Raw genomic sequence first — 13,837 nt, 5'->3', positions numbered from 1 at the left:
ACCCTGAGGCCCTGAGGCGGTGTGTGGGGCCCGAACGCCCCAGGACGCCCCTCCGGTGACTGCTGGAGGGGCGTCTCACGGGGTGGGCCTTCGTCGGGGCGCGGGCCGGTGCTCAGAGCTTCAGGTCCCACTGCTGGGCGTCCCACTCGAAGCCGGGGGAGACCTCGACGGTCAGGTTCTTCGCGTCGGCCGGGGCGTCGAAGGCGTACGTCGCCGTGACCTTCTTGCCCGGCAGCACCGTGCCGCTGAAGCCTTCGCCGACCTTGGCGTCGAAGATCTGCTCGGCGTTCACGCCGTCCTCCCCGGCGCGGGCGTCCACGGTCGTGAGCGTCGCGTCGAACTTCTCCTTGCCCTTGTTCTCGATGACGACCGTCACCTTGTAGGCGCTGTTGCCCTTGGTGTGGCCGATGGCGAACTCGTCGGCGGTGTACGCGGCGGGGGCGTTGACGGTGACCTCCAGGTCGTCGTCGTAGACAGCCGTGTCCCCTTCGGCGAGGCTCTCGCCCTTGGCCTCGTCCTTCGCCGTGTCGTCCCCGGCGTCCGCCGGCTTCGCTGCCGCACTGGAGGTGGCCGACTTGTTGATGTCGTTCACCACGTCGTCCACGGCCTTGAACGTGAGGACGGCTCCGACCACCGACAGGACCAGCGCCACGAGGCCGAGGACCGCGCCGAACGTGGCCACGCCCTTGTTGGTGGCCTCACCGCGCTTCACGCGCCCCCGTGCCGAGAGTCCCAGGATCAGGGCGATGAGGCCCAGGATGCCCGCGAGCCAGAAGAAGAAGGGGACCAGCCCCGAGACGGTGCCGATGATGCCGAGGACGAGCGCGGCGATGCCGAGGCCGTTGCGGGCGGGTCGGGTGCCGGGCGTCTGCGCCGGGGCGTACGGCTGCTGGGGCTGCGGCTGCGTGTACTGGGACATGGGTGTGCCCTTCGAGGAAGAACGGGAAGTGTGAGCGGATCCGCATCACCTTCTGGTGTGCGATGAGTCAATGAGACCAGTTGCTGTGAACCAAGTCAACACTGTTCACGGGGATGTCGAGTTGAACGTGCTGTGAACCGATGGGTGGGGTGAGATCGGTATGCTCACCCACACAGCAGGCGACACCCATGCGCGCGGAACGGGAGACAGGCCAGTGCCGGAGAACTCGACAGAGGTGACCGCCGCCGGGATCGCCCGGCTCGCGGGCGTCGGCCGTGCCGCCGTCAGCAACTGGCGCCGCCGGCACGCCGACTTCCCGAAACCGGTCGGCGGCACGGAGGCCAGCCCCTCCTTCGCGCTCCCCGAGGTCGAGCGGTGGCTGCGCGACCAGGGCAAGCTCGCCGAGGTCCCGCTGCGGGAGCGGGTGTGGCAGCAGCTGACGGGTCACCCCGGCGGCGCCGTCACCGCGCTCGTCCACGCGGGATGCGCCCTGCTGCTGGTCAGGGACAGGCCCACCGCCTGGCTGGAGATCACCGCCGTCTCCGACGCCCGGATGGCGGGAGTGCTGCCCGGCGCGCTGGACCAGGTGCTCGCCGACCGCTTCGGGGAGGGCCGGGCGGTGCCCACGCCCACCGAGCGGGAGCTCCTGCCGTCCGTCCCGCTGCTGCGCGCCGTCGCCGAACTCGCCGCGGAGAGCGGGGCCCGGCAGGCCTTCGACTTCCTCTTCGGCCGCCAGCTCGACGCCAATCCGCGGCAGTACACACTCACGCCCCCCGGCCTCGCCGAACTGATGGCCGACCTCGCGGAGCCGCCGAGGAGCGCCCGGCAGAGCGGCAAGCACCCCTCGCGCACGGTCCTCGACCCCGCCGCCGGAACCGGCGCCCTGCTGCGCGCCGTCGGCCGTCCCACCGCGCTGTACGCCCAGGAGACCGACCCCGACCTGGCGGCGCTCACCGCGCTCCGGCTCGCCTTGCACGCGGGCGGGAGCGGGGAGGCGCTCGCGGTGCGGACCGGCGACACCCTGCGCGCCGACGCCTTCCCCCGGCTCACCGTGGACGCGGTGCTCTGCCACCCCCCGTTCAACGAGCGCAACTGGGGCCACGACGAGCTGGCCTACGACCCGCGCTGGGAGTACGGCTTCCCCGCCCGCACCGAATCCGAACTGGCCTGGGTGCAGCACGCCCTGGCCCATCTCCGCGAGGGCGGCACCGCCGTCGTGCTGATGCCCCCGGCCGCCGCGTCCCGCCGGTCGGGCCGCCGCATCCGAGCCGATCTGCTCCGCCGGGGCGCGCTGCGCGCCGTCATCGCGCTCCCGGCGGGCGCCGCGCCCCCGTACGGCATTCCGCTGCACATCTGGGTGCTCCGCAAGCCGGGCTCCGAGCAGCCCCCCGCCCCCGAACTCCTCGTCGTCGACACGGCGGAGTCCGAGCCCGCGGGGGCTCCCACGGGCCGCGACCGGCTGGACTGGCCCGCCGTGCGCGCCGCCGTGCTCGACGCCTGGACCCCCTTCGACGCCCCCGGGCGCCGGGAGCCCGTCGAGGAACACCCCGGGACCAGCCGGGCGGTCCCCGTCATCGAACTCCTCGACGACGACGTGGACCTGGCCCCCGCCCGCCATCTCCCGCCCCGGGCCGCCGGCGGCGGCGCGGCCGAACTGGTCCGCGTACGGCAGCGCCTGGACGACACCCTCAAGCTGACCTCCCGGCTCACCCCGCCGCCCGCCGTGCCCGGGGAGCCGGCCCGGCGGCCCTTCACCACCGTCGGTGAACTGGCGCGCGCCGGAGCGCTCCACCTGCGTACAGGCACCGGCGCATCCGGCGGCACCGCGCGGGTCCTCACCGAGCACGACGTCCTCGCCGGTACGGCACCGAGCGGTGCGGCGGCGACCGGTACGGCACCGAGCGGAGCGGCGGCCGGCCCCGCGCACACGGCCTCGCCCGACGCCGAGCCGCTCCTCCTGGAGGAGGGTGACGTCGTCGTGCCCGTGCTGGGCGGCGGCTCTATGGCCAGGGTCGTCGACCAGGCCACCGCCGGAGCCGCGCTCGGCCGCAACCTCCAGCTGCTGCGCCCCGATCCGGCCGCGCTCGACCCCTGGTTCCTCGCCGGCTTCCTGCGCGCCACCGCCAACAACCGGCAGGCCAGCAGCTACGCCTCCACCGCTGCCCGGCTCGACGCCAGACGCCTCCAGGTGCCGCGCCTGCCGCTGGACGAACAGCAGCGGTACGGAGAGCGGTTCAGCGCCCTCGCCGCCTTCGAGGACGCACTGCGCACGGCCGGGAGACTGGGCGGACAGCTGGTCCAGGGGATGTACGACGGGCTCACGGAGGGCACGGTCGCCCCGGAGTGAGGTGACGGGCGGGGCGACCGTCGACGCCACCGGGGTGCACAACCGTGATGTGAACCACAACGGTTGTGCACAACCCGGGACCGGTTGTCCGTGTCGGTGTATACGCTCACTGCACACGTCCGACACACGCCCTCCGGGAGCAGCACATGCACGGCTACGGCTATCCGCCGGAGCAGCAGCCGAAGCGTCGTCCGTCCTCGGCCACGCTGGTCACGCTGCGCGTGGTCTTCGTCGCGCTCACCCTGCTGAGCTGCGGGCTCCTCTCCTGGGCGGCGATGCTGCGCCTGGCGATCGTCACCCGCAGGAAGCGCGACTGGTGGCTGTTCGGCCTGGTGATCGCGCTGAACGTCGGACTCATCGCCTACCTCGGGTCGTTGCCGGACGAGGAGGAGGTGATGTCCGACGCGCAGGCGCTCATCACTCTCACCTGGATGCTGGTGCTCTTCGCCGGCACGATCACCTATTACCTGTACACGGAGATCCGCCACTTCGGCCCGTACGGCGTCCCGCAGGTGGTGCCGTACGGATACGGCGCCCCGCACCCGGGCGCGCCCGTGCCGGGATACGGGCAGCAGACCGTGCCCGTCCAGCCCACGTCGGCCGCCCCGTCCTACGGTTACCCGCCCGCGCCCGGCCAGCAGACCGTTCCGGCGCCCGGGCAGCAGCAGCCCGCCCCCACGCCCCCGGCCGACACCCCCAGGCCCCAGGCGCCCCAGCGCCTGGACCAGGTGCGCGCCGAGCTCGACGAGCTGAGCGACTACCTCCGCAAGGAGGGCGACGGCCGGTGAACGGGCGTGTCATCGCCGGGCGTTACGAGCTGGCGACCATTCTCGGCCAGGGCGGCATGGGCCAGGTCTGGACGGCGTACGACCAGCGCCTGGACCGCAGGGTCGCGGTGAAGCTCCTGCGCCCGGACCGGGTCGCGGGCCCCTCCGGCAGCGAGGCCGCCGACGATCTGCGCCGCAGGTTCGTCCGGGAGTGCCGGGTCACCGCACAGGTCGACCACCCCGGTCTGGTCACGGTGCACGACGCGGGGAGCGACGGCGAGGACCTCTATCTCGTCATGCAGTACGTCGAGGGCGCGGACCTCGCCGACCATCTCGCCGAGCACGACCCCTACCCGTGGCCCTGGGCCGTCGCCATCGCCGCCCAGCTCTGCGCGGTGCTCTCCGCCGTGCACGCGGTGCCGATCGTCCACCGCGACCTCAAGCCGCGCAACGCGATGGTCAAGCCCGACGGCACGGTCACCGTGCTCGACCTGGGCATCGCCTCCGTCATGGACACCGACACCACCCGTCTCACGCACACGGGTTCACCGATCGGCTCCCCGGCCTACATGGCGCCCGAGCAGGCGATGGGCGGCGCCGTCGGCCCGTACACCGACCTGTACGCCCTGGGGGTGCTCATGCACGAACTCCTCAGCGGTGACGTGCCGTTCGCCGGTTCCACGGCCCTGGGCGTCCTGCACCGCCATCTCTACGAGCCGCCCCTGCCGGTCCGCCACCTCAGGCCCGAGGTCCCCGAGGCGCTCGAAGTGCTCGTCCTGCGGCTGCTCTCCAAGGACCCCCAGCACCGGCCCGCCTCCGCCCAGGAGGTCTACGAGTCCCTGCGGCCCCTGCTGCCCTCCGGGGGCTCCCCGTCCGGGCCGCTCGACCCGACCCGCCCCTTCCTCCGCCCGCACGCGCCCTGGCCCGACCGCGCCGCCACCCCGGCGCCCGTGCCGGTCGTCCCCGCCCAGCAGATGCCCGCGGCGCCGCACGAGCCGCCCGCCCGTCCGAACGTGGCGCAGGCCGTCGACGACGTGAAGCGGCTGCTCGGTGAGGGCCGCATCACCCAGGCCGTCGACATCCTCGGGGGCATCCTTCCGGCCGCCGCGGCGGAGCACGGCGAGCACTCGCCCGTCGTCCGTATCCTGCGCAAGCAGTACGCCGCCACGCTCATGGACGACGGCCAGTACCGCCGCGCCCTCCCCGAGCTCCGCCGCCTCGCCGACGACCGCGCGGCGGAGGCCGGCCCGGCCGACTCCCAGACCCTGCAGTTCCGTTACGACGCCGCGCAGTGCCTGGAGCAGCTCGGCGAGGCCGCCGCGGCGCTCGCCGAGTACCGCGCGGTCCTCCCCTACTACGAGAACGGCTACGCCCACTCCGGGGGCCCCGGCAGGGCCTTCGACATCCGCCACCGGATCGGCCATCTGCTGCTCGGGGCAGGCGACCACGCGGCGGGCCGCGCCCAGTTGCAGGCGCTCCTGTACGACACGGAGCGGGCGTACGGCCCCCATCACCCGCTCCCCACGGAGCTGCGCAGGCAGCTGGCCCACCATCAGGACGTCCGCGGCTCGGTGTGAGCCGCGGGCCGGCCGAAAAGGGCGAGCCGAGGGGTTTTCGGTTCCGACCCCACACCCACGGGTCCGGAAATCGTTGGTCGAAGCAGTGGCCCGAATCACGTCCACTGCCTAACATCGATCACCGCAAGGCTTTGTGCACTGATGCACAAACTCTCCCCGGGAGGCTCCTTTGCACCGCCGTCGTCGCACCGCGCTCGCCCTTTCCGCCGCCGCACTCCTCGCGGCCCCGCTCCTGACGGCCTGCGGCAGCGAGGCCCATCCCGGTGCCGCGGCCGTGGTCGGCGGCGACCGGATCGACGTGGCCACGGTCCAGGCGCAGGCGGCGGACGTGCGCACCGCCCAGCAGGCCTCGGCGCAGTCCGACGAACTGGTGAAGAAGTCAGGACAGCTGAACCGCGCCAAGCTGCACAGCCTGATCTTCGGCCGGGTCCTGGACCGGGCCGCCGAGGACGCCGGGGTCAGCGTCAGCCGCAAGGAGATCCAGCAGATCGAGGCGGCGGCGGCCCAGCAGTCCGGTGGCGCCCAGGGGCTGCGGACGGTGATGCTGGAGCAGCGCTGGGTCGCCCCCGGCCAGATCGAGGCGGACCTGCGCAAGGAGGTCCAGCTCCCGAAGCTGGCGCAGGCGCTCGGCGCCGACCTGCAGACCCCGGCCGGCCAGCAGGCCGTCGGGAAGGCGCTCACCGAGGCGTCGAAGTCGCTGCACATCGACGTCAATCCGCGCTACGGCAGCTGGGACGACGCGAAGGTCCAGCTCAGCACCTACGAGTCCCCCTGGATCAAGCAGGTCACCACCTTCCAGGCGCAGGAGCCCGAGGCAGGCGCCTGACCCCGAGGGGCCGGGGGTAGGTTCGGGGTGTGAACGCTGAAGATCCCGGCCGTATCGTCCTGCTCACCGCCAGCCACCGTGTCGCGCCGGGACTCCTGTCCTGGCCCGCCTGGCAGACGCTGCACGCCGCCGACCGGGTGGTGTGCGCGGAGGCCGAGCACCCGCAGCTGCCGTATCTGCGGGAGGCGGGCGTCGCCGTCGAGCAGGCCGTGCCCTCCGCGGACGAGCTGGTGGACGACTGCGCGGGCGGCCGGACCGTGGTGGTGCTGGTGGGCGGCGAGGGCAATCAGCCGCTCACCGACGGACTGGCCAGGCTCGGCGGTTCCGGCCGGGTGCGGATGCCGGACCTGGAGCTGCTGCCCGGTTCGTACGACCTGCCCGGCGCACGCCTCCTGGATCTGGTCCAGGTCATGGACCGGATCCGGCTGGAATGCCCGTGGACCTCGCAGAAGACGCACGAGGGCCTCGCGAAGTACGCCATCGAGGAGGCGTACGAACTCGTCGAGGCCATCGAGGACGGTGACCGCGAGGAGCTGCGCGAGGAGCTCGGCGACGTGCTCCTCCAGGTCGTCTTCCACGCCCGTATCGCGCAGGAGGACCCCGAGGAGCCGTTCGGCGTCGACGACGTCGCGGCCACGATCGTCGACAAGCTGATCCACCGTCACCCCCATGTGTTCGGCGACGAGACCGCCGAGACACCGGAGGACGTCCACGCGCACTGGCTGCGTACGAAGGCGATCGAGAAGCAGCGCGCCTCGGTCACCGACGGGGTGCCGCTCGGGCAGCCCGGTCTGGCGCTCGCGGCCAAGCTCGGCAGCAGGGCCCGTACGGCGGGGATCGACGCCGCGCTCCCCGAGGGGGACGGCGTCGGCTACCGGCTGCTCGCCCTGGCCGTGCGCGCCGAGCAGGACGGCACGGACCCGGAGGCCGCCCTGCGGGCCGCCGCCCGCGCCTACCGGGACGCGATCCGGGCGGCGGAAGGGCTCGGCACCGCCCGGGAGGGTGCCGGGGACGCCCCGGACGGCGGCGGGACCGCTCCGGATAGCGTCGAGGGGTGAACGACAGCCCCGGGACGGCCTCCGCGCCCGACGCAGCACCCGAACTCTTCACCTGGGAGTTCGCCTCCGATCCGTATCCCGCCTACGCCTGGCTCCGCGAGCACAGCCCCGTGCACCGCACGGCGCTGCCCAGCGGGGTCGAGGCCTGGCTGGTGACCCGGTACGCGGACGCCAGGCAGGCACTCGCCGACACCCGGCTCTCCAAGAACCCGGCGCACCACGCGGGGTCGGCGAACGCCAAGGGGAAGACGGGCATCCCGGGGGAGCGCAAGGCGGAGCTGATGACGCATCTGCTGAACATCGACCCCCCGGACCACACCCGGCTGCGCCGGCTCGTGTCCAAGGCGTTCACCCCGCGCCGGGTCGCGGAGTTCGCGCCGCGCGTGCAGGAGCTGACGGACCACCTCATCGACTCGTTCATCGAGGAGGGGAAGGCGGACCTCATCCATGACTTCGCCTTCCCGCTGCCCATCTACGCGATCTGCGACCTGCTCGGGGTGCCGCGCGAGGACCAGGACGACTTCCGCGACTGGGCGGGCATGATGATCCGCCACGGCGGCGGTCCGCGCGGCGGGGTGGCCAGATCGGTCAAGAAGATGCGCGGATATCTCGCCGAACTCATCCACCGCAAGAGGGAGAATCCCGGCGACGACCTGATCTCCGGGCTGATCCGGGCGAGCGACCACGGAGAGCACCTCAGCGAGAACGAGGCCGCGGCGATGGCCTTCATCCTCCTTTTCGCCGGCTTCGAGACCACCGTGAACCTCATCGGCAACGGCACGTACGCGCTGCTGCGCAACCCGGACCAGCGCGAGCGCCTGGAGCGCTCCCTCGAAGCGGGGGAGACGGAGCTGCTCGCCACGGGCATCGAGGAGCTGCTGCGCTACGACGGGCCGGTGGAGCTCGCGACCTGGCGGTACGCCACCGAGCCCGTGACGCTGGGGGGCCAGGAGATCGCGGCGGGGGACCCCGTGCTCGTGGTTCTGGCCGCCGCGGATCGGGATCCGGCCAGATTCCAGGATGCGGACACCCTGGATCTCGCTCGGAGTGACAATCAGCACCTCGGATACGGGCACGGCATCCACTACTGCCTGGGTGCTCCGCTGGCCCGTCTGGAGGGTCAGGTGGCTCTGGCGACGCTGCTGCGACGCCTCCCCGACCTGCGGCTCGCTGCGGAACCTGCCGATTTGCGCTGGCGGGGCGGGCTCATCATGCGTGGACTGCGCACGCTTCCCGTCGAGTTCGAACCGGGGCGCCCGGCCGAAAAAAGTGACAGCCTGTCAACTCTGTGACTTTCACGTGATCTCCGCTGCATCGACTTGTGACACACGTTCGAGTAGGGCTAGGTTCACCGTTCGACTCACCCGTCACATGTCAGTCACACGGAAGGCAATCCCATGGGCTCCGCGACCGGCAGACACCGTCGCCCTCGCCAGGCACCCGCCATCGTCGTCGCCGCAGGCGTCACGGGATCGGCCATCGCCATCCCGCTCCTCGGCGCGGGCGGCGCACAGGCCGCAGACGCCACGACCTGGGACCGGGTCGCGGAGTGCGAGAGCGGCGGCATGTGGAGTGCCGACCTCGGCAATGGCTACTACGGCGGACTGCAGTTCTCGCAGGAGACGTGGTCGGCCTACGGCGGCAAGGACTACGCCCCCAGGGCGGACCTCGCCAGCCGCTCGCAGCAGATAGCCGTCGCCGAGAAGGTGCTGGACGACAAGGGGCCGCAGGCGTGGCCGAGCTGCGCCGTGATCTCCGGGCTCGCCCTGGACGGGACACTGCCGGGTGTCGACCCGGGCGGCGAGCCCTCCGCCGAGCCCTCGGACACCGCGACCGCGTCCGACACTCCCTCCGCCGAGGCCTCCGACGAGGCCGACGGTGCGGAGAAGTCGGACAAGTCCAACGGCAAGTCCGGCGCCAAGACGGACAAGAGTGACGAAGCCGACACCTCCGCGAGTGCCGAGGCGTCGCCGTCCGCCACCCCGTCGTCCGAGGCGTCGGAGGTGTCCGGCGCGTCGAAGGGTGACGCCGCCAAGGGCGGAAAGCACCGCGGCACGCCCGCCCCCGAGGCGAGCGCGAGCACCGGCTCGGAGGTGGGGAGCGGACGCGAGTCCGGCCGCCACGCCTCGCGGGGCGACTCCGACGCGCGCCAGGGCGCTGACGGCACCTACACCGTCCGCGCGGGCGACAACCTCTGGGCGATCGCCGACGCGCAGGAGCTCCCCGGTGGCTGGCCCGCGCTCTACGAGGCCAACAAGAGCGAGCTGGGCTCCGACCCGGACCTGATCCTCCCCGGCCAGAACCTCGTCCTCGACGTCGCGGCGGACGCTGCCGACGCCCGGGCGGAGGCCGCGGCCGGCAACTGATCCGGCGGTTGATCCACAACTGATCCAAAGCGGGAAAACACCCCGAAATCAGGGGTAGTTCAGAGGCCTATGTCCACTTATGCGTAAGTGAGACATGGGTCTCTTTGCTTCAATTGCCGCGCTCCGCCTGTCCGGTCCGTCCATATTGGCTCCGACCTGCGCAAACGGCTCACCGCGCCATTCCGGTTCATGTTGATTGACCGTTATGTCCATCTTTGAATGTGGGGGTTGCGTGTGTCTACGGTCGGAGCCGCTCGCACCGCGGGCACCTTCGACCGTCACGCCGAATCCTGCCGTCGGACGAAGGGAACCGACGCGTAAAGCGCCGTAGGCAGGAGCGGGGGACCCAGGTAAGCGCCGGACCCGGCCGTCGGAAGACGGGCGCGGACACGGCTCGGGGTGAAGTCGTCCGCGAGTGCGGGTGACCGGGCAACTCACAGGCCCGAACCCGACAGCTCACCTCGTAGGCGTCGGTGAGGAGAACCATGCTGCTTTCCAGCAAGGGCAAGCACCGCCGCCCGTCCAAGGCCGTCCGTGTCGCCACCCTGGCGGGTGTCGCCGGCGCCGCCGTCGCCGTGCCGCTGATGGGCGCGACCAACGCCTCTGCCGCCTCCGTCGCCACCTGGGACGCCGTCGCGCAGTGCGAGTCCGGTGGCAACTGGTCCATCAACACCGGCAACGGCTACTACGGCGGGCTCCAGTTCTCGCAGTCCAGCTGGGCCGCCGCCGGCGGTACGCAGTACGCCGCGCGCGCCGACCTGGCCACCAAGGGCCAGCAGATAGCCACCGCCGAGAAGCTCCTCGACCTCCAGGGCCCGGGCGCCTGGGCCTGTGCCGGTGCCGGCGGCCTGACGAACGACGGCGTGGACCCGGGTGTCGACACCGGCTCCGGTGCCAAGGCGGCCGAGACGAAGACCGAGCCCGAGCGCACGGCCGAGCAGCCCGCCAACCGCAGCGAGAAGCGCGCGGAGCCGAAGGCCGGGAAGACCGTCACGACCCCGACCGGCGAGAAGGTCCAGAAGGGCGACGGCGAGTACAAGGTCAAGGCCGGCGACACCCTCAGCAAGATCGCCGACGCCAAGAAGGTCAAGGGCGGCTGGGAGAAGCTCTTCAAGCTCAACGACGACATCGTCGACGACGCCGACCTGATCTTCCCGGGTCAGCAGCTCCACCTGAAGTAGTCGGAAGCAGCCCGGGGTCTTCCTCCTGCCCCGGCGGCCCGGCCCGGTGCGCCCACCCCCCGCGCGCCGGGCCGGGGCCGTGTCCGGAACCGGAGGCGCTTCGGCGCTCCGCGGAATGGAGCCGTCGAGGGCTGCCGGCGGGCGCGACCGTTCAACTGTTGTAGTTACTTGCCAGTAAAATTCTGGAGCTTTGCCCGTAATGCGGGCCCTTGGGTCCTTTTTCGTCCCAGGGGACGGGCGGACGGCCGACGGAGCGGGCCGAGCCGGTTAGGCTCGTGCCGCAAGGCCACAGTGACCCTGCCCAACCAGTGTCAGATCCCAGAAGGAGATGCCTCGTGCCGTCCATCGACGTCGTCGTAGCCAGGGAAATCCTCGACTCCCGGGGCAACCCCACGGTCGAGGTCGAGGTTGGCCTCGACGACGGCAGCACGGGACGTGCTGCTGTTCCGTCCGGCGCCTCCACCGGCGCGTTCGAGGCCATTGAGCTTCGCGACGGTGACCCCAACCGTTACCAGGGCAAGGGCGTCGAGAAGGCCGTCCTCGCCGTGATCGAGCAGATCGGCCCGGAGCTCGTCGGCTACGACGCCACCGAGCAGCGCCTCATCGACCAGGCGATGTTCGACCTGGACGCCACCGAGAACAAGGGCTCCCTCGGCGCCAACGCCATCCTCGGCGTCTCGCTGGCCGTGGCGCACGCCGCGTCCGAGGCGTCCGACCTCCCGCTGTTCCGCTACCTCGGCGGCCCGAACGCGCACCTGCTGCCCGTTCCGATGATGAACATCCTGAACGGCGGCTCGCACGCCGACTCCAACGTGGACATCCAGGAGTTCATGATCGCGCCGATCGGCGCCGAGTCCTTCTCCGAGGCCCTGCGCTGGGGTGCGGAGATCTACCACACGCTGAAGAAGGTCCTGAAGACCAAGGGCCTGTCCACCGGCCTCGGTGACGAGGGGGGCTTCGCCCCCAACCTCGAGTCCAACCGCGCCGCCCTCGACCTCATCCTCGAGGCCATCAAGGAGGCCGGTTACGTCCCCGGCCGCGACATCGCGCTCGCGCTCGACGTCGCCGCGTCCGAGTTCTACAAGGACGGCGTCTACGAGTTCGAGGGCAAGTCCCGCTCGGCCGCCGAGATGACCGAGTACTACGAGGAGCTCGTCTCCGCGTACCCGCTGGTCTCCATCGAGGACCCGCTGTACGAGGACGACTGGGCCGGCTGGAAGGTCATCACCGACAAGCTCGGCTCCAAGGTGCAGATCGTCGGTGACGACCTGTTCGTCACCAACCCCGAGCGCCTCGCCCGCGGCATCGAGGAGGGCTCGGCCAACGCCCTGCTCGTCAAGGTCAACCAGATCGGTTCGCTGACCGAGACCCTGGACGCCGTCGAGCTGGCCCAGCGCAACGGCTTCAAGTGCATGATGTCGCACCGTTCCGGTGAGACCGAGGACGTCACCATCGCCGACCTCGCCGTCGCCGTGAACTGCGGCCAGATCAAGACCGGCGCCCCGGCCCGCTCGGACCGCGTCGCCAAGTACAACCAGCTGCTGCGCATCGAGGAGATCCTCGACGACGCCGCGGTCTACGCCGGGCGTTCGGCGTTCCCGCGGTTCCGCTTCGAGGGCTGACGGCCCGAGTCCGGGCACCAGCCTCCGTCCGTCCCCGCACTCGGTCCCGTACCGTGTGCGGGGACGGACGTGCGTAACGGGGAGCGTGAGACATGGCCGGGAAGGACCGCGACCGGTTCTCCACCGCGACCAGGCTGCGGCTGCTCGGCGAGCAGACGGCGGCCCGCGTCTACCGGTCCCAGAACCGCCGTCAGGCCCGCCGCTCCCGGCTCACCGGGCGGGCGGCCTTCCTGGCGCTCATCGTCTGCTCCCTGGTGGTGGCGCTCGCCTATCCCATGCGGCAGTACATCTCCCAGCGCGACCAGATCGCCGAGCAGGAGAGGCTCTCGCAGGACGCGCGGGCGCGGACCGAGGAGCTGCGGGACGAGAAGGCGCGGCTCAAGGACGACGCCTACATCCGCCGTCTCGCGCGCGAGCACCTGCACTACGTGCTGCCCGGCGAGACCGGTTATACGGTGGTCGACCCGGACGCGGCCGAGGTGCGCCGCGGTGAGCCGGGGGAGACGGGGCGGCCCTGGCACTCGAACCTCTGGGACGGCGTCGACACCGCGGACCGGGAGTGACCCCGTCGCGGTACCGTGCCCCCTTCCCGCACCGATTCATACAGTCCGACCGATGACATTCAAGGCAGGCATGGACACGCCCCCTCCGCAGACCGAATCCACCACGCCCACCGCCGCGGACATCGCCGCGTTCGAGCTCCAGCTCGGCCGCCCGCCGCGCGGTCTGCGCGCCATCGCGCACCGCTGCCCCTGCGGCAACCCGGACGTGGTCGAGACGCAGCCCCGTCTGGAGGACGGCACGCCGTTCCCGACGACGTACTACCTGACGTGCCCGCGCGCCGCGTCCGCGATCGGCACGCTGGAGGCCAACGGGGTCATGAAGGAGATGACCGAGCGCCTCGCCACCGACCCGGAGCTGGCCGCCGCCTACCGGGCCGCGCACGAGGACTACATCGCGCGCCGCGACGCCATCGAGGTCCTGGAGGGCTTCCCGAGCGCCGGCGGCATGCCGGACCGGGTGAAGTGCCTGCACGTCCTGGTCGGCCATTCCCTGGCCGCCGGCCCCGGAGTGAACCCGCTGGGCGACGAGGCCATCGCGATGCTGCCGGAGTGGTGGGCCAAGGGCCCCTGCGTCACGCCGTGCGGCGAAGCCGACGCGTCCTGACCCCGCG

Annotated in this window: 12 protein-coding genes and 1 riboswitch; of the genes, 11 read left to right on the top strand and 1 reads right to left on the bottom strand. The window is 71.9% G+C overall.

Translation table 11 applies throughout. From position 1 onward, the window contains the following. Nucleotides 1-112: 112 nt before the first annotated feature. The gene (locus AMK10_RS33825) at nucleotides 113-919 is read right to left on the bottom strand and encodes a DUF4190 domain-containing protein (RefSeq protein ID WP_073753127.1); all 807 of its coding nucleotides are present in this window, start codon (nucleotides 917-919) and stop codon (nucleotides 113-115) included. Between the two features lie 214 nt (nucleotides 920-1,133). Here AMK10_RS33825 and AMK10_RS33820 point away from each other — a divergent pair, with 214 nt between their 5' ends. From AMK10_RS33820 to AMK10_RS33770, 11 genes are all read left to right on the top strand, one after another. Continuing rightward, the gene (locus tag AMK10_RS33820) at nucleotides 1,134-3,266 is read left to right on the top strand and encodes an N-6 DNA methylase (protein ID WP_073753126.1); all 2,133 of its coding nucleotides are present in this window, start codon (nucleotides 1,134-1,136) and stop codon (nucleotides 3,264-3,266) included. A gap of 146 nt (nucleotides 3,267-3,412) precedes the next feature. Continuing rightward, nucleotides 3,413-4,054 (top strand): hypothetical protein, encoded by a 642-nt coding sequence (locus AMK10_RS33815; protein WP_073753125.1) that lies wholly within the window; start codon nucleotides 3,413-3,415, stop codon nucleotides 4,052-4,054. Next, on the top strand, nucleotides 4,051-5,610 hold the full coding sequence (locus AMK10_RS33810) for a serine/threonine-protein kinase (protein WP_073753124.1): 1,560 nt from the start codon (nucleotides 4,051-4,053) through the stop codon (nucleotides 5,608-5,610). Before AMK10_RS33815 ends, AMK10_RS33810 begins: the two co-directional genes overlap by 4 nt. 169 nt (nucleotides 5,611-5,779) lie before the next feature. Further along, a complete protein-coding gene (locus AMK10_RS33805) occupies nucleotides 5,780-6,436 on the top strand; it encodes a SurA N-terminal domain-containing protein (RefSeq protein WP_073753123.1) in 657 nt (218 codons plus the stop codon). Nucleotides 6,437-6,465: 29 nt separating this feature from the next. Then, a complete protein-coding gene (locus AMK10_RS33800) occupies nucleotides 6,466-7,494 on the top strand; it encodes a nucleoside triphosphate pyrophosphohydrolase (RefSeq protein WP_241839761.1) in 1,029 nt (342 codons plus the stop codon). Further along, nucleotides 7,491-8,786, top strand: coding sequence for a cytochrome P450 family protein (locus AMK10_RS33795; RefSeq protein ID WP_073753122.1), 1,296 nt, complete (start codon nucleotides 7,491-7,493; stop codon nucleotides 8,784-8,786). Before AMK10_RS33800 ends, AMK10_RS33795 begins: the two co-directional genes overlap by 4 nt. Before the next feature lie 105 nt (nucleotides 8,787-8,891). Beyond that, nucleotides 8,892-9,860: a LysM peptidoglycan-binding domain-containing protein gene (locus AMK10_RS33790; RefSeq protein ID WP_073753121.1), complete on the top strand. Its 969-nt coding sequence runs from the start codon at nucleotides 8,892-8,894 to the stop codon at nucleotides 9,858-9,860. A 313-nt stretch (nucleotides 9,861-10,173) separates the two neighbouring features. Then, a riboswitch (cyclic di-AMP (ydaO/yuaA leader) is annotated at nucleotides 10,174-10,345 on the top strand. Continuing rightward, nucleotides 10,346-11,041, top strand: a complete 696-nt coding sequence (locus AMK10_RS33785; RefSeq protein ID WP_073753120.1) for a transglycosylase family protein — start codon at nucleotides 10,346-10,348, stop codon at nucleotides 11,039-11,041. 335 nt (nucleotides 11,042-11,376) lie between these two features. Next, on the top strand, nucleotides 11,377-12,663 hold the full coding sequence (eno, locus tag AMK10_RS33780) for a phosphopyruvate hydratase (protein ID WP_073753119.1): 1,287 nt from the start codon (nucleotides 11,377-11,379) through the stop codon (nucleotides 12,661-12,663). A 92-nt stretch (nucleotides 12,664-12,755) separates the two neighbouring features. Further along, a complete protein-coding gene (locus tag AMK10_RS33775) occupies nucleotides 12,756-13,226 on the top strand; it encodes an FtsB family cell division protein (protein WP_073753117.1) in 471 nt (156 codons plus the stop codon). Between the two features lie 70 nt (nucleotides 13,227-13,296). Beyond that, complete coding sequence (locus AMK10_RS33770) at nucleotides 13,297-13,830, top strand: DUF501 domain-containing protein (RefSeq protein WP_073753115.1); 534 nt, start codon at nucleotides 13,297-13,299, stop codon at nucleotides 13,828-13,830. Nucleotides 13,831-13,837: the final 7 nt, after the last annotated feature.

The sequence above is a fragment of the Streptomyces sp. CB02058 genome (assembly GCF_001905505.1).
Lineage (GTDB): Bacteria > Actinomycetota > Actinomycetes > Streptomycetales > Streptomycetaceae > Streptomyces.
Note: the sequence above shows the minus strand (reverse complement) of the source record. Positions and strands in the feature narration are given on the sequence as shown.

Bases quoted from the DNA above. Each gene is read 5' to 3' on its own strand.
- AMK10_RS33770 (WP_073753115.1), top strand. From the start codon at position 13,297: ATGGACACGCCCCCTCCGCAGACCGAATCCACCACGCCCACCGCCGCG.
- AMK10_RS33775 (WP_073753117.1), top strand. From the start codon at position 12,756: ATGGCCGGGAAGGACCGCGACCGGTTCTCCACCGCGACCAGGCTGCGG.
- AMK10_RS33825 (WP_073753127.1), bottom strand. From the start codon at position 919: ATGTCCCAGTACACGCAGCCGCAGCCCCAGCAGCCGTACGCCCCGGCG.
- AMK10_RS33790 (WP_073753121.1), top strand. From the start codon at position 8,892: ATGGGCTCCGCGACCGGCAGACACCGTCGCCCTCGCCAGGCACCCGCC.
- AMK10_RS33815 (WP_073753125.1), top strand. From the start codon at position 3,413: ATGCACGGCTACGGCTATCCGCCGGAGCAGCAGCCGAAGCGTCGTCCG.
- AMK10_RS33785 (WP_073753120.1), top strand. From the start codon at position 10,346: ATGCTGCTTTCCAGCAAGGGCAAGCACCGCCGCCCGTCCAAGGCCGTC.